This window comes from Collinsella sp. LCP19S3_D5, from assembly GCF_052121415.1.
Classification (GTDB): domain Bacteria; phylum Actinomycetota; class Coriobacteriia; order Coriobacteriales; family Coriobacteriaceae; genus Collinsella.
The window spans coordinates 1-21324 of record NZ_JBQKEH010000012.1 but is presented as its reverse complement, the minus strand read 5'-3'; the positions used below and the strand labels follow the sequence as shown (position 1 = coordinate 21324).

Genomic DNA, 21324 nt, shown 5'->3' with positions numbered 1-21324 from the left:
TGACGTAAGACCCGCCGAGCTTGCCCCGGCGGGCTTTTGGCGTTGCGATGCCGGAGGAACAGCATGCTCATTCACCGTATAGCCGCGCAGCTCTACACTGCCGAGGCCTTGCAGACCGTCGAGGCCGGGCTCGACGCCGGCGAGGATGTGACGCTGGCCGTGTCGCAGTCGGGCCGCACGCTTATGGCGGCTGCTCAGTTTGCGCGCCGCCCGCGCCCTACGGTCTACATTGTGAGCGGCGAGGACGCGGCCGATCGCGCCGCGCGCAGCCTGGCCGCCTACGTGGGCCTGGCGCACGTGTGCCGCTTTTCCGAGCGCAAGGACTATCCGTGGCGCGAGCAGGCGCCCGACGATGCCGTGGTGGCGCAGCGCTGCGAGGCTCTGGGGCGTATCGTGCGCGGGGACAACTGCATCATGGTTGCCTCGGCCCGTGCATTGCTGCGTTGCGTGCCGCCAGTCGAGAGCCGCTACTGGGAGTCCACGACCTTTGCGGTGGGCGAGGAGATTCCTTTTGGCGAAGTGCCGCAGCGCCTGGTGGGCATGGGCTATACCAATGCCGGCGCCGCCGACGCACCCGGCCTGTTCCGCGTGCACGGCGACACCGTCGAGGTATTCCCCGCACAAGAGAAAGCGCCCGTGCGCATTGAGTTCTTTGGCGACGAAATTGATCGCATTCGCCGTATGGTGAGCTCTACGGGCCAAACCATCGGCAACGAGGACAGCATCGAGATCTTCCCGTGCCGCGAGCTGGCGCTTACCGACGAAGCCGTTCACAACATGCACGTGGCGCTCTATCGCGCAAGCCAGAGCGACAGCAAGCTGGCGGCACTGCTCGAGATGGTTGATGCGCGTATCGTCACACCCGAGCTCGACCGCTTTTTGCCGGTGATGTACGGCCAGACCGTGAGCCCGTTGGCGCACGTGAGCGGCAAGGCGCTTGTGGTTCTGTCCGAGCCGCGCTCGCTGTTCGACGACTGCCTGCGTGCCTACGAGGATATCGAGGCGCGCGCCGGCGAGGCGGGGATTGACCGCTTGGACGGCCTGTACGTGCGCGCCCAGCAGCTCGACTTTGGTGCTCAGCAGCGCCTGAACTACGTGAGTCTGATCCGCGCCGGCGGTGCGGTTACGGCAGAGCTCAAGATTGAGCAGCCGGCTATCGCGGGCTCGGACAACCGCTTTATGACGCGCGTTCAGGAAGTCGTGGGCAAGCGCTATGCCTGCGTGTTTGCCATTCCCGACCGCGGAGCGCGCGAGTCGATGGAGCTCACCTTTGGCGACGAGGGCATTACCTTTGAGGAGTCGCTGACGGCCGCCCCCGAAAACGCCGGTGTTATTGGCGAGCGCGTACGCGTGGCAGCGGCAGATTCTGCCGACCGTGCTGCCCGCCAGGAGGCCCATGCCTCGATCCGCGAGCGCCGCGTCGATGCGCTCAACGCCCGATCGCTCGAGGCGGGCGCCGCCCAGGCTGCCGCCGGTGCTGCCGTACCCACCATCTCGCGCGGACGCGTGACCTTTGTGGATGCTGCCCTGCCGCAGGGCGTGGTGGTGCCCGATGCCAACCTAGCCGTGTTCTCGATCGCCGATCTCAATGCCCGCATGGACGCCAACCGCGTGCGCAGCCGTCGCAAGGTGGACATTACGCAGATTACGTTTCCGTTTAAGCCGGGCGACTACGTGGTGCACGCTACCCACGGCATCGCGCTCTTTAGCGAGATCGCGCGCCAGGAAGTGGGCGGCAAGGAGCGCGACTACTTTTTGCTGGAATATGCCGACGGCGACAAGCTCTACGTGCCGCTCGAGCAGGTCGACCGCATCACGCGCTATGTTGGTCCCGACGGCGACAAGCCGCGCCTGACTAGGCTCAACACCGCCGACTGGACGCGTGCCACCAACAAGGCGCGCAAGAACGCCAAAAAGCTGGCGTTTGACCTGGTCGATCTGTATACGCGCCGTTCTTCGATTACCGGTATCGCCTGCCCGCCCGACACGCCCGAGCAGATCGAGATGGAGGAGAGCTTTCCTTACGACGAGACGCGCGACCAGCTGGAGGCTATCGCCGATATTAAGGCCGACATGGAGGCGCCCAAGCCCATGGACCGCCTGCTGTGCGGCGACGTGGGCTTTGGCAAGACCGAGGTTGCCCTGCGCGCGGCGTTTAAGTGCGTGGACTCCGGCCGTCAGGTCATGGTGCTCTGCCCCACGACCATTCTGGCCCAACAGCACTACGAGACCTTCTTTGAGCGCTTTGCCCCGTTTGGCCTCGAGGTCGAGGTGCTCAGCCGCTTTCGCACGCCGGCGCAGCAGAAGCGCGCGCTCAAGGCGTTTGCCGAGGGCACGATCGACGTGCTCATCGGCACGCACCGCCTGCTTTCGGCCGATGTGAACCCCAAGAACCTAGGTTTGGTGATCATCGACGAGGAGCAGCGCTTTGGCGTGCAGCACAAGGAGCAGCTCAAAAACCTGCGCGAGCAGATTGACGTGCTCACGCTTTCGGCAACGCCTATTCCGCGAACCATGCAGATGGCCACGAGCGGCGTGCGCGACATGAGCCTGATCACCACGCCACCGACCGGGCGACGCCCCGTGATCGTGCACGTGGGGGAGTACGACCCCGACGTGGTGAGCGCGGCGATTCGCCTGGAGGTGGGCCGCGGCGGCCAGGTGTACTACGTGTCCAACCGCGTCAAGACCATCGACGACGCCGTGGCACGCGTGCACGAGGCCGCGCCCGAGGCGCGCGTGGGCGTGGCGCACGGCAAGATGAGCCCGCGCGAGGTCGAGGACGTGATGATCGAGTTCGCGACCAAAAAGATCGACGTGCTCATCGCCACGACCATCGTGGAGAGCGGCATCGACAACGCGACCGCCAACACGCTCATCATCGAGGATTCGCAGCGCTTGGGTCTGGCGCAGCTCTACCAGCTCAAGGGCCGCGTGGGCCGTTCTGCCACGCAAGCCTACGCGTACTTTATGTTCCCGGGCGAGCTGCCGCTCACCGAGGAGGCTACGGCACGCCTGACCGCACTCTCCGAGTTCCAGGACCTGGGCAGCGGCATGCGCATCGCCATGCGCGACCTGGAGATCCGCGGCGCCGGCTCGCTCATGGGCGCCGAGCAACACGGCAACCTGTCGAGCGTGGGCTTTGACCTGTTTACGCAGATGCTGGGCCAGGCCGTGGTCGAGGCGCGCGGCGACGACGATGCCGGTGTGGAGGCGGCGAGCGTGGGTATTAACCTGCCGGCCGACTACTTCTTGTCCGAGGAGTACCTGCCGGCGGTGGATCAGCGCGTGCTCGTATACCGTAAGCTTGCGGCGGCCGGGGACCTGGAGAGCATCGACGAGGTGCAGGAAGAGACCGAGGCCGCGCATGGCGAGCTGCCGTTGGCGGGACTCAACCTGTTCAATCGCGCGCGAATCCGCATTCGCGGCGAGCGCCTGGGGCTCGAGAGCGTTACGCTCAGCGGCGGTCGCATCACGTTTTTGGGCGTCGACGTTCCCAAGAAGGTGGCCTATGAGCTTAAGACCCGCTATGGCGCGGTAAACTTCCCCAAGAGCCGCAAACTGTCGGTGCCCTACAAGGCGGGCGCCGGCGCGGGCAGCGGCCTGGGTCGCGGTCTCGACGCCAACGACGGTACCGGCCCCGTGGCCGCGGCACTCATGCTGCTGCAGCAGCTGGGTACGTCCGACGATGACTAACGGGTCGACGTCGTAAACGCCCCATTTGGGCAATCTGGTTCCATCGAAAGGAAAGCATGTTCGGGTACATCTATAAGAAAGATGCCGCTGCTATCGCGGTTATCCTTGCCCTCTGCCTGGGCGTGGGCAGTTTCTTCGATTATCAGATCTCGAGCGCGCTGTTCAACATCGGCAGTATGTACGGCCGCTTTATCGAGGCGACCGGCGAGCTGCCGTTTGAGCTGACGGCGAGCGTCGCGGGCGTTATGCTCGTGCGCGCGGTGCGTCCCGACTCCAGGGGGAGCAAATGGCTCGCCGTGCTCGGCATCCTCGTCAATGTTGGCCTGACCGGCTACGAGATCGTTTCGTCCCTGAGGGTTGGCGGCAAACTCATCGTGGCTCAGTTGGTGCTGACGTTTGTGCTGGCCATCGTCGCCAACCTTATCGTCTATCGCCTCACGCGCACGACCGAGACCGACGAGCTCACACGCTGGGCGCTCATGGTGCTTGCCGTGTGGGTCGCTCAGGCCATCATCCTCAACGTGATCGTCAAGCCGCTGTGGTCGCGCCCGCGCATGCGCGTGGTCGAGGTGACGCCGGGGCTCGAGTTTCAGCCGTGGTGGGTGATCGGCAACCCCGACAAGCGGGCCTATATTGCCGCCGGTGTAGTCAAGGACGGCTTTAAGTCGTTTGCGAGCGGACACGCGGCACACGCGGCGATCGGCCTTATGCTCGCCGGGCTTCCCGCAGCGGCCTTTAAGGAAAAGCCGTCGCGTCGTCGTGTGGTCTTTTGGACGGCGGCTGCGGTTGTGGCGTTCGTCGCGTTTGGCCGCATCGTGATCGGAGCGCACTTTTTGAGTGATGTGAGCTGCGGTTTTGCTCTGGTGCTGGCACTTGAGTGCCTTGCCGCGCGCATTGCCTATCCCAGCGGCGTACAATAGCTCCGTTTGAATCATCTGGCCGATACCCGGTAAGAGAGGATTGCCATGCTCGCGTTTAACAACGATTATTCCCACGGCGCACACCCGGCGGTGCTGCAGGCGCTCGTCGACACCAATATGGAGCCGCAGCCCGGATACGGTACCGATGCGCATACCGAGCGTGCCAAGCAGCTTATCCGCGAGGCCTGTCAGGCCCCCGATGCCGACGTGTTTTTTCTGGTGGGCGGCACGCAGGCCAACGCGACGGTGATCGACATGCTGCTCGCGCCGTACGAGGGCGTCGTTGCTGCCGAGACCGGCCACGTCGCCTGCCACGAGGCGGGCGCCATCGAGTTTGGCGGCCACAAGGTGCTCACCATCCCCGGCTACGAGGGCAAGATGCACGCCGAGGACCTTGAGAACTATATCCAGGTGTTCTACGAAAACGAGAGCTACGAGCACACGGTGTTTCCGGGTGCCGTGTACGTGAGCCTATCGACCGAGTACGGCACGCTGTACTCCAAGGCCGAGCTCGCGGCGATTCACGCAGTGTGCCAGAAGCGCGAGATTCCGCTGTTTGTGGATGGCGCCCGCCTGGCCTATGCGCTGGCGGCCGATGAGTGCGACATTACCCTGCCCGAGCTGGCGCAGCTGTGCGACGTGTTCTACATCGGCGGTACCAAGTGCGGCGCGCTCTGCGGCGAGGCTGTGGTGTTCTGCGGTATGCACGCCCCGGCGCATCCCATTCCGCGTATTAAGCAGCATGGCGCGCTGCTTGCCAAAGGCCGCCTGACGGGCGTGCAGTTTGAGGCGCTCTTTACCGACGGCCTGTATTTTGAGATTGGTCGCCAGGCGATCGAGACCGCTCAGGCGCTGCGTCGCGTGCTGCACGAGCGCGGCTACCAGTTCTTCTTGGAGACGCCGACCAACCAGCAGTTTGTGATTCTGCCCAACGAGGACATGGGCCGCATTCGCGAGCATGCCTCGATTGAGTACTGGGAAAAGTACGACGAGACCCACACGGTGGTGCGCTTTTGCACCAGCTGGGCCACGACGCAGGAGGACATCGACGCGTTGGCGGCTGTCCTGTAGCCTGATGTAGTGACAAGGGGCTGCCCTGCGCCTGAGCTTGGCGCAGGGCAGCCTTTGTTTTTGAGGGGGAAGGGTTGTATGACCGAAATGTCCGAGCCGACGATTCGCCTGGCGACGCCCGACGATGCGCCGGCGTTGCTTGCCATCTATGAGCCGTATGTGCGCCATACGGCGATTACCTGCGAATACGAGGTGCCGAGCGTTGAGGAGTTCGCCGGGCGTATCGAGCGTACGCTCAAGCGCTACCCGTATTTGGTGATGGAGCTGGACGGGCGTCCGGTAGGCTATGCCTATGTGAGCCCGCTCAACAGCCGCGAGGCATACGACTGGTCGGTCGAGACGTCGATCTACCTGGCGCGCGATGTGCGCCACGGCGGGCTGGGCCGCAAGCTGCACGATGCGCTCAAGCAATGCCTGATTGCGATGGGCATCACCAACATGTGCGCCCTCATCGCCGTGCCGCACGACAAGGACGACGAATATCTGACGCACAACAGTCAGGATTTCCATGCCCATATGGGCTACCGCCTGGTGGGTGCCTTCGACCGCTGCGCCCAAAAGTTCGGTCGCTGGTACGACATGTGTTGGATGGAGTTGGTCCTGGCCGAGCGCACACCCAACCAGCCCAAACCAACCTGGTTCCCCGACCTCCCCAAACCTACCATTTAGGGACAGGTTTATTTTGGCAGGTTAGCCGATGGGTTCGGTGTATTTGGCGCGGTCGGTGCGTTGGATGCGCTTGGAGACATGGAGCGGTCGGCCGTCGGTGTCGTAGACGTAGTCGGTGATTAGGATCAGCGCCTGCCCGCGCTCAACGTTGAGCAAAAACGCCTCGTTTTGCGAGGCATAGCACACCTCAAAGGTTTTATGCCCCTGTGCCGGTGCGCGATGGAACTCCTGTCGCAGCGTGGCGTAGAGCGAACCGTTGATATCGCGATCGATGAGCGTCTCGAAGCTTGGCGGCAGGTAGGTGGTCTCCAGGCACAGCGGCGCGTCGTCCAGGTAGCGCAGGCGGACAAGTTTGACGAGCTTGCTGCCCACGGCGGCGTCAAAGAACTTAGCTATGCTGCCGGCCGCCTTGGCAAAGCCCGAGTCCACGGTGCGCGTGGTGGGCTTCATGCCCTGGCCTTCGACCTGCTTGGTATAGCTCGAAAACACCAGGTTGTTCTCGTGGAGCGCGGGCGTGTCGGCCACAAAGGCGCCACGCCCGCGCTCGGTGCGCACCAGGCCCTCATCAACGAGCACCTTAAGGGCGTGGCGTACGGTGCTGCGTGACAGCCCCGATTCGTCCATGAGTTCCATCTCGGAGGGCAGCTTGTCTCCGCGCGCATACGTGCCGGCAGCGATGCGATCGCGCAGCGTGCTCGCCAAGCGCTCGTATTGGGTCAGTTTCTTTTTAGATGTGACGCCCATATTGCCAACCTATATCTAACCTGTATGCTTACCTAAGCAAGCATGTATTCAATAAAACAATAAAACTGCTGGTAACAAGCTACCGAAAATCACAGCAGTAAAATTTCTAAGACAAATATAGCATACAACTAGTCGACATAACCAAAACATGTATGTAACTTGTATGCCTGTGATGAGCATCAAACGAGAAGAAAGGCTGATGCATGATGACTACTCAGGAACAGGTTAAGGATGTCGTCTCCCAGGTTTTGGCCGACAAGGCAGACAAGGGCGGCATCAAGCGCGTCGTGTGGATTGGCGCCGGCGGATCCAACGGCGGTAACTATCCTGCCCAGTACTTTATGGAGCACGAGGCCACGCAGGTCGTGAGCTCCAGCTACACCAGCAATGAGTTCGTGCACGCCACCCCTGCCTACGTTAACGAGAACACCTTAGCCGTCGTCGTGTCCATGCGCGGCACCAAGGAGACTATCGTCGCCGCCCAGGTCGCCAAGGACCACGGCGCCAGCACCATCGCCATCTATGTTGACGAATCCGCCCTCACCGAGGTCTGCGACTACAAGATCCAGTACGACAGCCTGGCCGTCGACGAGTCCTGCATGGGCCGCACCAACTCCGCCGTCGTGACCATGATCGCCATGGAGCTCATGCAGCAGACCGAGGGCTATGCCGAGTACGAGACCGCCATGGCCGCCTTCGACTTGGTCGACCCCATCTATCGCAAGGCCGTCGAGTACACCCGTCCGCTTGCTGCCAAGTGGGCCGAGCAGAACGCCGACAAGCCCTGCATCAACGTGATGGCTCAGGGTCCGCTCTTTGGTGCCGCCTACGTCTTTAGCATCTGCAACGTGCAGGAGATGCTGCAAATCGACTCCTGCACCATCAACACCTGCGATTTCTTCCATGGCCCCTTCGAGATCCTGGACAAGCGTACCTCGCTGTTCCAGCTCATCAGCGTCGGCCGCAGCCGCTGCAACGACGAGCGCGGCATCCGCTTCGTCAACCAGTACGGTGGCGAGCGCGTCTATCAGCTCGACGCCAAGGAGCTCGGCCTCAACGACATCAAGGACAGCGTGAGCGAGTACTTCAACCACCTGATCTTCGCGCCGATCCTCAACAACGTCTACATGCGTGCACTCTCTGCCGTCACCCACAAGGACTATATGACGCGCCGCTACATGTGGAAGCTCGAGTATTAGTTCCGCCGTTCTACCGAACGGCGGACCAGCCGACGCTGCGCGCCCGGCATTTGGCCAATCTGCCGTTCAATTTCAAAGGCGCGACCAAAAGGTCAGCGCCTTTTCATTTCACGGCACCTTGGCTCAAATGACGGGCGCTCGCTGACGTTGCCAAAACGTCGGCGTCGCCGTGTCTGTCAAGGGGCCGGTGCATTGGGGGCGGGTTACTTTGCACCAAGTTGGTCCTAGTCGTTGGGGACGCTCTTAAACGACTAGTCATTCAGGAACGTCCCCAATGACTAGTCGTTTAAGGACTAGTCGTTTAAGTACGTCCCCAATGAGTATGTGGGGGAGCAGATTTTTCCGTTCGGCGATTTGTGGCTTGAAAAATGTATATAACGACTATAACGTAGTGTGAAACATATTGGAAACAATACCGAGGAGGCTGCGTTGAAGAAAAGCAATCTGGGCTATGTGCTGGTGCTGATCGCCGCGCTTATGTGGGGCAGCATCGGAATCTTTGTAAACGGCATCTCGGCCATGGGCGTTTCGTCCCAGAGCATGGCTGCCTTTCGCTTGTTGGTCGGAGCGCTTATCTTGGCGCCGGTCCTGATGTTTATGGGCTGCCGCCCGGGTGAGGGGTCTACCGTGGCTCAGGGTCCGCTGGCCCTGTTCAAGGCAAGCCCTAAAGAGCTTGTTCCCTGCGCGCTTGTCGGTATCGTCGGTTTGGCCGCCGCCAACACCTGCTATTACGAGTGCATGGGCGAGGTGGGCATGTCCACGGCCTCGGTGCTGCTCTACACCTCGCCGGTGTTTGGCGTCATGCTCGGCCGCGTGCTTTATCGCGAGGACGTGACCCCTAACAAGCTCGTTGCCATTGTCTTTAATATCGTTGGCTGCGTGCTTGCAGTGACCAATGGCGACCTTTCCGGTTTTCATTTTTCGGTTTGGGGCGTCACGTCGGGTGTGATTGCAGGCCTTTGTGGTGCGTCGCTCGCGGTGTTTAGCCGAATAGCAACCAAGACGGTCCACCCACTGGCTGTCACGTTTTGGGGCTTTGTTTTTGGCGGTGCGGTTATGGCAGCTATCGCGGCTCCGTGGCCGGATGTCGCCGCGGCAATGTCGCCACAGCTGCTGCTGCTGTTCCTTGGCTTTGGACTCATCCCCACAGCCGTGGCTTACATCTTATATATGCAGGGTCTGTCCATGGGGCTCGAGACGTCGAAAGTTCCCGTCGTAATGTCATTCGAGACAGTTGTCACCGTACTGCTGGGCATTGGTGTCTACGCCGAGCCCGCCGGCGCGATCAAAGTCCTGGGCATCGTGCTGGTGCTCGCGTCCATCCTGATTATGAATACCGACTTCTCCAAGCTGCGCAACAGTGTGTTTGTCGGTCATGTCATTGAGAGCATGACCTTTAAGCCCAACGCGTGGTGGACGGAGAAATCGCAGGACATGGATCTGTTTAAGGAACGCACCGGCATCGCGCTGGAGCCCACCGTACAGGAAAGTCCCTGGTACTTCGTGCGATAGGGAATTGCGTGCGGCATCCGACCTGGGGTTATCCAGCCAGTGCCCGCCTACCCAGCCCCAATGTTTCGAGCACGTTAAACCCGTAAACGGTCGATTTTTAACCGCGAACGGTCTTTATACTAATTATCAATGTAAGTAGCGTATAAGACGTTATAATGACCATAACGAAAAGGAGGAGGCAAGATGAATCAGATCATTCTCGCATCTCATGGCGGCCTGGCCGCAGGCGCCAAAGACACGCTCGAGATGGTTCTCGGCGACGTGTCGAACGTCCACGTCGTGTCGCTTGCTCGTGACGACAAGGAGCCCATCACCAATAAGGTGGACGCCATGATCGCCACGTTCAACGCGGACGACACCGTCTATGTGCTGACCGATATGCTCGGCAGCTCGGTCAACAACAGCATGGTCGAGCTTTCCAAGAACGGCACGAAGTTCACGGTTGTCAGCGGTTTCAACATCCCGCTGGCGCTCACGCTCGCTATGAGCCCCGCCCCCGTCAAGGGCACCGAGCTCGCGGCCCTCATCAACGAGGCCCGCACTGGTCTGACCAACCCCAACGCACCGGTCGAGGCCGTCGCGGCTCCCGCCAAGAAGGCCAAGGCGTCCCGTCACAGCTCCGGTCCCGCCAAGATCGTCCTCGCACGTCTTGACTACCGTCTGCTGCACGGTCAGGTCGTCTTTACCTGGACCACCAAGGTTCAGGCTGAGCGCATCATCGTCGTCGACAACGCTGCCGCCAACGATGACATCAAGAAGGGCGCTCTTAAGCTGGCCAAGCCCCAGGGCGTGCGCCTGAACGTCTTCACCGTCGAGCGTGCCCTCGCCAAGATGGACAAGCTCAACACCCTCGGCGAGCGCGTCATGTTCGTCTTTGGCAACACTGCCGAGATGCTGCAGTTCTGCCAGGGCTACAAGCTCGACGCCATCAACCTGGGCGCTACCGCCAACCACGACGGTGCCGATCAGGTCGGCGGCAAGGACAGCTCCGTCTTCTTCGACGCCACGCAGAAGGCCGACATCAACCAGCTGCTCGACATGGGCATCAAGCTCTATGTCCAGCAGACCCCCACGTATCAGAGCGTCGACATCGACGCCAAGCTGTAGTCAACCAGGCTTTTGCCTGACTGAAAGGAGAAGGGTATGAATACGTTCATCAGTGCGGTGCTCGTCGGCCTTGTCGGCGTGTTCTGCATGTGGGACTCCCGCCTGCTCGGTCGTCTTAACTTCGAGCAGCCCCTCGTTGGCGCTACGCTCGTCGGTCTGCTGCTGGGCGATGTGCCCACCGGCCTTGCCGTCGGTGCCGCCGTCGAGCTCGTGTCCATGGGCCTGGTGCAGGTCGGTGCTGCCGTTCCGCCCGATATGGTCCTGGGCGGCATCGTGGCCGCTGCCTTTGCGTGCCTGACCGATGCTTCCGCCGAGACCGCCATGACGATCGCCATCCCGGTCGCCGTCCTGGGTCAGCTCCTCGGCATCGTGTTCCGTTCCATCATCGCCGCCCTCACCCATGTGGCAGATAGCGCGATCGATAACGGAAAGTTCAAGACTGCCTACCGTATGCACATCTGCGTCGGCACTGGTCTGTACGCCGTCATGTACTTCCTGCCGATCTTCCTCGCCGTCTTTGTTGGCACCGACCTGGTTCAGGCCATCGTCAACATGGTCCCCGAGTGGCTGTCCACTGGTCTTAACGTTTCGACCAAGATCATGACCGCCTACGGCTTGGCCCTGCTGCTCACCATGATGATCAAGAAGGGTATGACTCCGTTCCTGTTCATCGGCTTCCTGCTCGCCGCTTACCTCAACCTGTCCGTCATCGCGGTCGCTCTGATCGGTGTGTGCCTGGCTGTCGTCTTCATGGGCTTCAAGTTCAACGGTTCCCATGCAGCCGCCGGTGTCGATTCCGACTACGATCCGCTCGAAGACGACGAAGACTAAGGAGGAACACACTATGGCAACCGCAACCAAGGACGTGTCCCTGAACAAGAAGGTCAGCCAGTTCTTCTGGCGCTCCTGGGCCATCCAGGCCTCTTGGAACTACGAGCGTCAGATGAACATGGGCTTCCTCTATGGCATGGTTCCCACGCTCGATCGCCTCTATCCGGATGAGTCCGACCCCAAGCAGCTCGCTGCCAAGAAAGAGGCTTATCGCCGTCACATGGCGTTCTACAACTGCACTCCGCAGACGAGCGCTTTCGTCCTGGGCCTCGCCGCCTCCATGGAGGAGGAGTACGCCAAGGATCCCGAGAACTTCGATCCCGATTCGATCAACGCGGTCAAGACCTCCCTCATGGGTCCGCTTTCCGGTATTGGTGACTCCTTCTTCCAGGGCACCATCCGCGTTATCGCCTTTGGTCTGGGCGTTCAGCTGGCTCAGCAGGGCTCCATCATGGGCCCGATCCTGGCCATGCTCATCTCCATCGTGCCCTCCGTGCTGATCACTTGGTTCGCAGCCAAGATGGGCTATCAGGGCGGCCACGAGTACCTGAGCAAGCTTCAGGGCGGCGACCTCATGGAGAAGCTCATGTATGTCTGCGGCATCGTGGGTCTTATGTCCGTGGGCGGCATGATCGCTACGCTGATCGGCGCCACCACCCCGCTGCAGTTCGCTGACGGCACCGTCGTGATCCAGGACATCCTGGACGGCATGATGCCCCAGATGATTTCCCTTGGCCTCACCGGCCTTATGTACTGGCTCATCAAGAAGAACATCAACACCGGTTGGCTTCTTGTGATCGCCATCGTGGGCGGCATCGCCCTCTCCGCGGCCGGCATCCTGGCCTAGTCGCGCCCAAGCGTCTAACCGCTTTCCCCGGGGAGCCTGCCTGGCATCCCATACCCCAGGCAGGCTCCCATCCCTAAATGTGTCAAAGGGACAGTCCCTATGTCACATCTTCAATGGGCCGGCGACTCGGTCCAAATCACGGTAACCCTGCGCACGTCCGGCAAAGTGGCGCCGCAAAAATCGAAAGGAATGTGTCAGATGTACGAGATCGACCTTAACCTCCCTAAGCAGATCGTAGCTGACGTCCTGTCCAACCACGAGATCCACAGCGTCGCCTTCGTCGGCTGCGGCGCTTCCATGTCCGACCTTTACCCCGCCAAGTACTTCCTGGCCAACAACACGGACAAGCTGAACGTTCAGATCTTCACCGCAAACGAGTTCAACTACGACACGCCCTCCTGGGTCAACGAGCACACCTTCGTGATCACCTGCTCCCTCGGTGGCTCCACGCCCGAGACCGTCGAGGCCAACAAGACCGCCAAGAAGCACAACTGCCCGGTCGTCTCCCTCACCAACAAGGCCGGCTCCGCTCTGACCGTCGACGCCGACCACGTCATCATCCACGGCTTCCACGCCAACTACGCTGCCAAGTGCGAGAAGCCCGGCTATGCCATCGCTCTTGCTCTCGAGATCCTTCAGCAGACCGAGGGCTATGACCACTACGAGGACATGATCACCGGTCTCACCAACGTCTTCGACCTCTGCGAGAACGCCGCTCAGTCCTGCAAGAAGCTCGCCAAGAAGTTCGCCGAGGACTTCAAGGACGACAAGATGATCTACTTCATGGCTTCCGGTGCCTCCGAGAAGATGGCTTATTCTCACGCCGCCTTCCTGTTCACCGAGATGCAGTGGATCGACGCCGCCGCCTACAACACCGGCGAGTACTTCCACGGTCCGTTCGAGGTTTCCACCGAGGGTAAGCCCTACGTCTTCTTCATGTCCGATGGCGCTACCCGTCCGATGGACGCTCGCGCCCTCACCTTCCTTGAGCGCATGGGCGCCAAGGTCGCTCTGATCGACTCCAAGGACTACGGCCTGGCTGACGCCGTGCCCGCGAGCGTCGTCACCTACTTCAACCCGCTGCTGCACCTCGCCGTTATGCGCGAGTACGGCAACCAGATCGCCGAGGCCCGTCAGCACCCGCTGACCATGCGTCGCTACATGTGGAAGCTTTCCTACTAATCACAAGTAAGTAGACCTTATGGGTTGATTGAGAGGGGATGGGGTTTTCGCCCCGTCCCCTTTTTTGCTTTGGGGGCTTGTTTGTCGCGCCGCAAACCCCAGATAAAACCCACCAAAATAAACCTGTCCCTTTTTGGCAGGTGGGAGGAGATGCGTATGATCAAGGCAGTGCTGTTTGACATGGACGGCGTGCTGGTCGATACCGAGTGGTTCTACAACCGTCGCCGCGTGGCGTTTATGGAAGAGAAGGGGTTCCACTTTGACGAGATCCCCGACCTTTCGGGGTCTAACGAGCCGGCCATTTGGAAGGCGCTGGTGCCCGACGATGTTGAGCTGCGTGAGCGCCTGCGCGTGGAGTACAAGCAGGTCTACAGCCCGCACCACCCCGTTCCGTATGCCGAGCTTCTCAACGAGCAGACGGAGCCGGTGATGCGTGAGCTGCATGAGCGCGGCGTGAAGTGTGCCATCGCGAGCTCGTCCTATCGCGAGCTGATCGACGAGCTGGTGGAGATTGCCGGCATCGCCGACGTGCTGGACTACACCATCAGCGGTCACGAGTGCAGTGCGTTTAAGCCCGACCCCGAGATCTACCAGCGTGCCATGGAGGCGCTGGGGGTGGAGCCTGCCGAGTGCCTGGTTATCGAGGATTCGCCTCTGGGCATCGAAGCTGGCAAGCGCTCTGGCGCCCGCGTCCTGGCGCTGCGTCCGCACGAGGGCGTCAACCTGGACCAGTCTGCCGCCGACGTTGTCATTGACAATCTGTGTGACATCCTACCTGCCATTTAGGGACAGGTTTATTTTGGCAGGTTTTAACTGGGCAAATGCCGAATTCGCCGTGAAGGGATCGCTCTCTTCACGGCGTTTTTCTTTTGAGCGGCCTCACAGTCCTTCTGATGGTTGTCGAGAGAGGGTGAATTGAGGCGCCCCCGCACGCTCCATGCTACAATCGCGGGCATGCCCCACAACTATATCTGCCTTCGAAAGGAGCCTGCGTGGCGGATGCCATCGATCAGCTCACGGACCGCGTGCTCGTACTCGGCCGCCTCACCATCGTCCGCCGCGCCATTACTGCCGTGGCGGTCACGGTCTCTGCCGTTCTCCAGACATTCCTGATCCAGGCGTTCATTCGGCCCGCTGACCTGCTTCCGAGCGGTCTTACCGGCGTCGCGGTCCTTCTCGATCGCGTTACCTCGCTAGGCGGCGTTCACATCGACATCTCGCTCGGTATGCTCGCACTCAACATCCCCGTGGCGCTCCTATGCTGGAGCGGCATTAGCAAGCGCTTCGTCATCTTCTCGATGATGCAGGTCGTGCTCTCGTCGCTGTTCCTCAACGTCTTTCACTTCGCTCCATTTTTGGGCGACAAGATCATGCTCATCATTTTTGGCGGCGTGGTCTCGGGTCTGGGTGCTGCCATCGCGCTTAAGTCCGGCGCATCCACCGGCGGCACCGACTTTATCGCGTTATGGGTCTCCAACCACACAGGCAAGACCATCTGGGGCGTCATCTTTGGCTTCAACTGCTTTATCCTGGCAATCTTTGGTTTTATGTTTGGCTGGGACAAGGCGGCGTATTCCATTGTGTTTCAGTTTATTTCGACCAAGACCATCGACAGTTTCTATCATCGCTACGATCGTGTGACGCTGCAGATCACGACGCGTAAGGCAGACGAGGTTATGACTGCCTACGTAAACCATTTTCAGCACGGCATTAGCTGCGCCGAGGTCGTCGGCGGATACAGCCGCGAGAAGATGTACCTGCTGCACACCGTTGTCTCGACCTACGAGAGCCAGGACATTATCAGGCTGGTATGCGAGGTTGATCCCGGCGCCGTGATCAACGTGTTCCACACGCTCAACTTTGTGGGCGGTTGGTGGGGCGGTCATGTCGACGAACCCATGCCCACGGCCGTTCCCGATCCCGACAAGCCCGCACGCATGGCCAGCAGGCAGGTGCGCATCAGCGAACAGGACAGCCTGCAGCAGGACGACGGCAAGTAAGGTATTTGGTATTTTGCCGGCTCTGCTCAATCCTGTCCCTTTTTGGTAGGTAAGGTGTATCGTTTTATCGTTATGAGGTAACATAAAACTAGACGTTATATACGTATTTGTTATTCCGATATTTCGATAAGAGTGATTAGATATGCCTGCACCCAAAAATGCGCCGCTGTACCAGCAGATTTACGACGAAATCAAGGATGCGATCGAGAAGGGTGTTTATGCACCCAAGGAGCGTATCCCGTCCGAGCTTGAGCTTGCCGAGCAGTACGAGGTGAGCCGTATTACGGTGCGCCGCGCCGTAGAGGAGCTGTGTTCCGATGGCTATCTGGTTAAACAGCAAGGCCGTGGCACGTTTGTCTCCACGCCGCACATCAACCGCCAGTTTCATGCCTCGACGCTGCAGACGTTTACCGCGCTGTGTGCCGACAATGGCATGAAGGCCGGCGCGCATGTAATCGATCGCCAGATCGTTCCGGCGCGCCAAAACGAGATGGAGTTCTTTGGCCTGCAGAAGGATGCGCTGCTGCTGCATATCAAGCGCGTGCGTACGGCCGACGGCGAGCCCATCTTTGAGGAGAACATCTTTGTGCCCTTTGACGCCTACCGTGAGCTGTTGACGGCCGATCTTGAGGACAAGTCGATTTTTGCCGAGGTCGAGCGTGTTGGCGGAACGCCGATTGCCTCGGTTGGCTACCGCACGGTCGAGGCCGTTCGCGCCAATGCCGAGCAGGCGGCCGAGCTGGGCATCGCTCCGCACGATCCGCTGCTCAACCTGCGTGCCGGCTTTACCGGTCCCAATGGCGAGCCGGTTTTGCTCGGCAAGCAGTACTACGTGGGCAGCCGCTACGTCATGGTCATATAAGTTGCGCGGTTTTACCAAACCGCGTAACGGCTCGACGCTACGCCTTTGGTTCCGCCGTTCTAACGAACGGCGGACCGGTCGACGCTGCAAACGCCCCTAAGCGGCAATCTGACGTTCAATCGTCGGTCGCGTACCGAAGTACGCTTCCCTCCTCTTTCACGTCACCTTGCTCGCTTAGGGGCGTTTTCGCTGACTTATGCTCAACCAGCGACGTTTCCGCGCTTGTCAAGAATGTCCCCAATGACCACCCACCGTTTTTGGCTTGTGTACGGGCTCAAAGTGGGAGATTATCCACGCTCGTTCCCATCGGATTACATTGCCCGTGGCCGGCAACCGTGCGGCACCGGTCCGCGTGGCGGCGTATAATCGGCGGCAGATGACTCGGACGTTAGGAAACCATGACCGATAGCATGCAGCAGATGGCGCTCGATACGCTCGGCGCCTATTTTGGCTACACCTCGTTTCGCCCGGGGCAGGACCGCATGGTCGATGCGATCCTTGCCGGCCGCGATGCGCTGGGCGTTATGCCCACGGGCGCCGGCAAGTCCATTTGCTACCAGGTGCCCGCGCTCATGCTGTCCGGTATCACCTTTGTGGTGAGTCCGCTGCTGTCGCTTATGGAGGATCAGACCCGTGCATTGCTCGCGGCGGGTGCGCGACCCAGCTATCTCAACTCCAGTCTTACTCCGGCCCAGCAAAACACCGTGCTCAAGCGGGCGCGCGAGGGCCGCTACCAGCTTATGTACGTGGCGCCCGAGCGTCTGCTCGAGCCGCGCTTTTTAGCTTTTGCGCGGGAGGCCGCGGCCGCCGCCGGCATTGGCGTGCCGCTCGTGGCCATTGACGAGGCCCACTGCGTAAGCCAGTGGGGCCAGGATTTCCGTCCCGCCTACCTGCAGATTCGCGAGTTTATCGATTCCCTGCCGCAGCGCCCCATCGTGGCGGCCTTTACCGCTACGGCGACCGAGCGCGTGCGTGCGGACATTCAGCAGATGCTCGGCCTGCAAAACCCCGCGACGGTGGTGACGGGCTTCGATCGCAAGAACCTCTACTTTGGCTGCGAGGAGATGGGCGACAAGGCCAAGGCCGCGTGGGTGCGCGACTATGTGATCGCACATTCGAGTGAAAGCGGCATCGTGTATTGCTCGACTCGCAAGACCGTCGATGCGCTGGCAAGCGAGCTTGCCGAGGCGCTGGGCTCCAGCGGCATTCGCGTTGGCCGCTACCATGCCGGCATGGGCAACGACGCCCGCCGGCAAAGCCAGCGCGCCTTTATCGACGACGATATCCAGGTAATGGTTGCCACCAACGCCTTTGGCATGGGTATCGACAAGCCCAACGTGCGTTACGTGATTCACAACAACGTGCCCGAGAGCATCGAGGCGTACTACCAGGAGGCGGGCCGCGCCGGCCGCGATGGCGACCCAGCCAGCTGCCATTTGCTGTGGAACGGCAATGATTTTCGCATGCGTCGCTTTTTGATCGATCGCGGCGATGCTGCCGATGAGGCGCTCGATGACGAGCAACGCGCGTGGGCGCTCCAGAATCGATATCGACTGCTCAGCCAGATGGAGGGCTACTGCAATACCACCGGCTGCCTGCGCGAATACATGCTGCGCTACTTTGGCGACGAGGCTGCAGCCGAGCATACCGCCGCAGCCGGTGCTAGCGGTGCCGCCACGGACGACGCCGAGGGCTGCGGCAACTGCAGCAACTGCCTCACGCAGTTCGAGGTCGAGGACGTCACCGATATGGCCCGCGCCGCCGTGCGCTATGTGGCTACGCGTCCCATGCGTTTTGGCAAGTCGCTGATCGCCGACGTGCTCCACGGCGGCAACACCGAGCGCATTCGCCAGATGCATCTGGACGAGGACCGCGGCTACGGTGAGCTGTCGAGCGAATCGGTCGGGCGCATCAAGGATATCATCGGGCAGCTGTGCGGCCGCGGCTATTTGGCAACCTCACAGGGACAGTACCCGGTCGTGGGGCTGGGCCCGCGTGCCGGCGAGGTCGAGGACGAGGCGTTTGCCTTGACCGTTAAGCGTCGTGCATCCAAGCGCAAGGCCTCGGCCCGCGCCCGCCGTGCGGTGGATCTGCTGCGCGAGGAGGCCGAGCTGGATCAGCGCCCGCGCGTGGGCGACGATGCCGAGCTGTTCGAGCGCTTGCGGGCACTCCGCAAGGAGATTTCGACCGAGCTGGAGATGGCGCCGTACATGGTCTTCTCCGATAAGGCCCTGCGCGGTCTGTGCCGCCTGCGCCCTCAGACGCGCGACGAGCTTATCCGGGTCAACGGCATTGGCGAGAAAAAAGCCGACGCCTTTGGCGAGCAGTTTATGGCGGCGATTGAAGAGTTTGAATCCGAGCATGCACGGGATGGAGCGTAACGATGGTAGCCGATAGCAAGACCGACCGTACTGACGTGTCCGCCGTGCCGCTGTACCAGCAGGTTATGGACGACCTAAAGGGCGAGATCGCGCGCGGCGTGTACGCTGCCGGCTCGCGTATTCCTTCCGAGATGGAGCTCGCGAGGTCCTACGGCGTGGGGCGCATTACCGTGCGTCGCGCCATTGAGGAGTTGTCGCGCGCGGGATATCTCAACCGTCAGCAGGGGAGGGGCACGTTTGTGTGTGCGCCCAAGCTCAAGCGCAAGATTGTCCAGAAAGGCGACGTCCAGAGTTTTACCGAAGCCTGCGCTGCCAACGACATGGCGGCCGGAGCGCGCCTGGTGTCGCGCACGGTGATTGCGGCGACGCGCGAGGACGCGGCGTTTTTTGGCGTGGAACCCGGCTGCGAGCTCATCGTGGTCGAGCGCGTGCGCACGGCCGATGGCGTGCCCGTCATGCTCGAGAACAACGCCTTTGTGCTTGCCGACCATCCCTATCTGCAGCAGCTTGCCGACGAGGACCTTGCCGACAATTCGATTTTTGCGCTCGTTGCCGTGCATTCGGGCCGCGCACCGCTCAAGTCCGATCCCTGTACCGTGGAGATCGCGCTCGCTGATGCTCAGACGGCCCCGCTGCTGGAGGTGCCGGTCGGCGAGCCGCTCTTTTATATGGAGGCGTACTTTACCGATGCGGACGAGCGGCCCTTGCTGCTCGGGCGCCAAAAGATCGTGGGCTCGCGCTACGTGTTCGACATCTAACGTCCATAGATAGAACAATACAGAACAAGTTCGGTGAAATGAATTCACCTGCGACAGCTTGCGTGCTATAAATAGGACAACATAGAACGACCGCAGGTACGAGCTTTCGTCGCTCAAAGCCGCCACACAGGGAGGAATGTCACCGTGAACGCACACGATCTGGTTCAGGGAATTATCGAGCGCAAGGGTAAGATCGAGAATGTCTTTTGGATCGCCTGCGGCGGTTCGATGATTGACCTTATGCCGGCCAATGAGCTGCTCAAGCGCGAGGCAACCACGTTTACCTCGACGGTCTACACGGCGCGCGAGTTTTGCCTTATGGCCCCCAAGAGCCTAGGGCCGAAGTCACTCGTCATAGCCTGTAGCCACAGCGGCAACACGCAAGAGGTCGTCGACGGCTGCGAGATGGCGCTGGCCGCCGGTGCCGAGGTCGTGACTATGACTGACTACGCGGGCTCCAAGATCGATAACGGCAAGTGGACCACCTGGGTTTACCCGTGGGGCAAGGGCGAGTCGCAAGCCGAAGTTCCGCAGGGCATCGGCGCTCTGATCGCCGCCGAGCTGCTCGACCAGCAGGAGGGCTACGAGGCGCTCGCCGACATGTATGCCGGCCTTAAGCAGATGGACACACTGCTGCCCGCTGCCCGCGAGAAGGTCAACGCCGAGCTGGGCGATCGCTTTGCCGAGCTCTGCCAGCAGCACAAGTTCTTCTATATCCTGGGCTCCGGCCCCAACTTTAGCCAGACCTACGCCATGGCCATCTGCTCGCTCATGGAGATGCAGTGGCAGCACTGCTGCTACATCCACTCCGGCGAGTATTTCCACGGTCCCTTCGAGGCTACCGAGCCCGGCGTGTTCTACTTTGTGCAGCTTGGCGCTGGTGAGTGCCGCCCCATGGAGGAGCGCGCACTGGCATTTCTCAACACGCACACCGATACAGTTATGGTGCTCGATGCGCTTGAGTACGGCGTGGGCGAGGTGCCTGCCAGCGTGCGTTCGTACCTGGAGCCGATCTTCTTCTATGCGATGAGCTGTGAGCTGCGCGCCGCCCGCGGCAAGGTATTTGACCACAGTCCCGAGGTTCGCCGCTACATGGGCGTCGAGCAGTACTAGGTAACGGGGAACGCGATTTTTCATGACGGGGCCTTCGCCAAGCGCGGGCCCCGTTTGCGTTACGGTGCCCCTTTCTGTTTGTCGAAAACGAAGTCAAATACTTTTCCCGAGAAGTGAACGACCTATTTTGGACCCCCGAAGCATCGACATTTTTTGACGCCAAAACAGCAGGAAAATCTTAATGAAACTGCAGTAAATGGTCTCCACAAAGTGCCGATGCTTCGGGGGCTCGTTTTTGCTCGTTCACTTCTCGGGAATAGTATTAGACCTAAATCTGCAAGCGTGTCGCGTGAGTCAAAAAGCGGGCCACGCCGGTGGGTTTGAACTGCCTCCCATTTCTTGGACACGAGAAATGGGAGGCTTTTTATGCGTGTCGACTTGAGAGTGAAACACGACATCGAGGCCAGGAAGGCGGCGATCGGGCTCTTCGAG

17 protein-coding genes and 1 pseudogene are annotated in these 21324 nt (G+C 60.8%); 16 read left to right on the top strand and 2 right to left on the bottom strand.

Translation table 11 applies throughout. The features are described from left to right. Positions 1-63: 63 nt before the first annotated feature. From mfd to ACTQXO_RS06250, 4 genes are all read left to right on the top strand, one after another. Complete coding sequence (mfd, locus tag ACTQXO_RS06265) at positions 64-3696, top strand: transcription-repair coupling factor (RefSeq protein ID WP_441545568.1); 3633 nt, start codon at positions 64-66, stop codon at positions 3694-3696. 56 nt (positions 3697-3752) lie between these two features. Next, positions 3753-4616 carry a phosphatase PAP2 family protein gene (locus tag ACTQXO_RS06260; RefSeq protein WP_441545567.1) on the top strand — a complete coding sequence of 288 codons (864 nt, stop codon included), beginning with the start codon at positions 3753-3755 and terminating at the stop codon, positions 4614-4616. Between the two features lie 45 nt (positions 4617-4661). Further along, entirely contained in the window at positions 4662-5687 is a 1026-nt protein-coding gene (locus ACTQXO_RS06255) for a threonine aldolase family protein (RefSeq protein WP_441545566.1), read from the top strand. Between the two features lie 78 nt (positions 5688-5765). After that, on the top strand, positions 5766-6356 hold the full coding sequence (locus ACTQXO_RS06250) for an N-acetyltransferase family protein (protein WP_441049011.1): 591 nt from the start codon (positions 5766-5768) through the stop codon (positions 6354-6356). 21 nt (positions 6357-6377) lie between these two features. Here the strand turns inward: ACTQXO_RS06250 and ACTQXO_RS06245 are convergent, their stop codons facing one another. Next, complete coding sequence (locus tag ACTQXO_RS06245) at positions 6378-7100, bottom strand: GntR family transcriptional regulator (RefSeq protein ID WP_441545565.1); 723 nt, start codon at positions 7098-7100, stop codon at positions 6378-6380. Between the two features lie 203 nt (positions 7101-7303). On the opposite strand from ACTQXO_RS06245, the gene ACTQXO_RS06240 reads away from it, so the two are divergent. The 9 genes from ACTQXO_RS06240 (at position 7304) to ACTQXO_RS06200 (ending at position 16640) form a co-directional block, all read left to right on the top strand. After that, on the top strand, positions 7304-8299 hold the full coding sequence (locus ACTQXO_RS06240) for an SIS domain-containing protein (protein ID WP_441545564.1): 996 nt from the start codon (positions 7304-7306) through the stop codon (positions 8297-8299). Positions 8300-8728: 429 nt separating this feature from the next. Continuing rightward, on the top strand, positions 8729-9811 hold the full coding sequence (locus ACTQXO_RS06235) for a DMT family transporter (protein WP_195838625.1): 1083 nt from the start codon (positions 8729-8731) through the stop codon (positions 9809-9811). Between the two features lie 183 nt (positions 9812-9994). Next, positions 9995-10918 (top strand): PTS mannose/fructose/sorbose transporter subunit IIAB, encoded by a 924-nt coding sequence (locus ACTQXO_RS06230; RefSeq protein WP_154518543.1) that lies wholly within the window; start codon positions 9995-9997, stop codon positions 10916-10918. 36 nt (positions 10919-10954) lie between these two features. Then, positions 10955-11749: a PTS mannose/fructose/sorbose/N-acetylgalactosamine transporter subunit IIC gene (locus ACTQXO_RS06225; RefSeq protein ID WP_154518546.1), complete on the top strand. Its 795-nt coding sequence runs from the start codon at positions 10955-10957 to the stop codon at positions 11747-11749. Positions 11750-11762: 13 nt separating this feature from the next. Next, entirely contained in the window at positions 11763-12596 is an 834-nt protein-coding gene (locus ACTQXO_RS06220; RefSeq protein WP_441038992.1) for a PTS system mannose/fructose/sorbose family transporter subunit IID, read from the top strand. Positions 12597-12794: 198 nt separating this feature from the next. Continuing rightward, the gene (locus ACTQXO_RS06215) at positions 12795-13778 is read left to right on the top strand and encodes an SIS domain-containing protein (protein ID WP_229770738.1); all 984 of its coding nucleotides are present in this window, start codon (positions 12795-12797) and stop codon (positions 13776-13778) included. A gap of 156 nt (positions 13779-13934) precedes the next feature. Next, entirely contained in the window at positions 13935-14564 is a 630-nt protein-coding gene (locus tag ACTQXO_RS06210) for an HAD family hydrolase (protein ID WP_154518552.1), read from the top strand. A 206-nt stretch (positions 14565-14770) separates the two neighbouring features. Then, a complete protein-coding gene (locus ACTQXO_RS06205) occupies positions 14771-15778 on the top strand; it encodes a YitT family protein (protein WP_441038990.1) in 1008 nt (335 codons plus the stop codon). A 142-nt stretch (positions 15779-15920) separates the two neighbouring features. Then, positions 15921-16640, top strand: a complete 720-nt coding sequence (locus tag ACTQXO_RS06200; protein WP_427796210.1) for a GntR family transcriptional regulator — start codon at positions 15921-15923, stop codon at positions 16638-16640. 24 nt (positions 16641-16664) lie between these two features. Here ACTQXO_RS06200 and ACTQXO_RS06195 read toward each other — a convergent pair. Beyond that, positions 16665-16730: pseudogene (locus tag ACTQXO_RS06195) on the bottom strand (hypothetical protein); the annotation flags it as partial. 308 nt (positions 16731-17038) lie between these two features. Here ACTQXO_RS06195 and ACTQXO_RS06190 point away from each other — a divergent pair. The 3 genes from ACTQXO_RS06190 (at position 17039) to ACTQXO_RS06180 (ending at position 20892) form a co-directional block, all read left to right on the top strand. Beyond that, positions 17039-19021: a RecQ family ATP-dependent DNA helicase gene (locus ACTQXO_RS06190; protein WP_441038988.1), complete on the top strand. Its 1983-nt coding sequence runs from the start codon at positions 17039-17041 to the stop codon at positions 19019-19021. Positions 19022-19023: 2 nt separating this feature from the next. Then, positions 19024-19779: a GntR family transcriptional regulator gene (locus ACTQXO_RS06185; protein ID WP_441031739.1), complete on the top strand. Its 756-nt coding sequence runs from the start codon at positions 19024-19026 to the stop codon at positions 19777-19779. A 144-nt stretch (positions 19780-19923) separates the two neighbouring features. After that, the gene (locus ACTQXO_RS06180; protein ID WP_441038987.1) at positions 19924-20892 is read left to right on the top strand and encodes an SIS domain-containing protein; all 969 of its coding nucleotides are present in this window, start codon (positions 19924-19926) and stop codon (positions 20890-20892) included. The last annotated feature ends 432 nt before the right edge of the window (positions 20893-21324 follow it).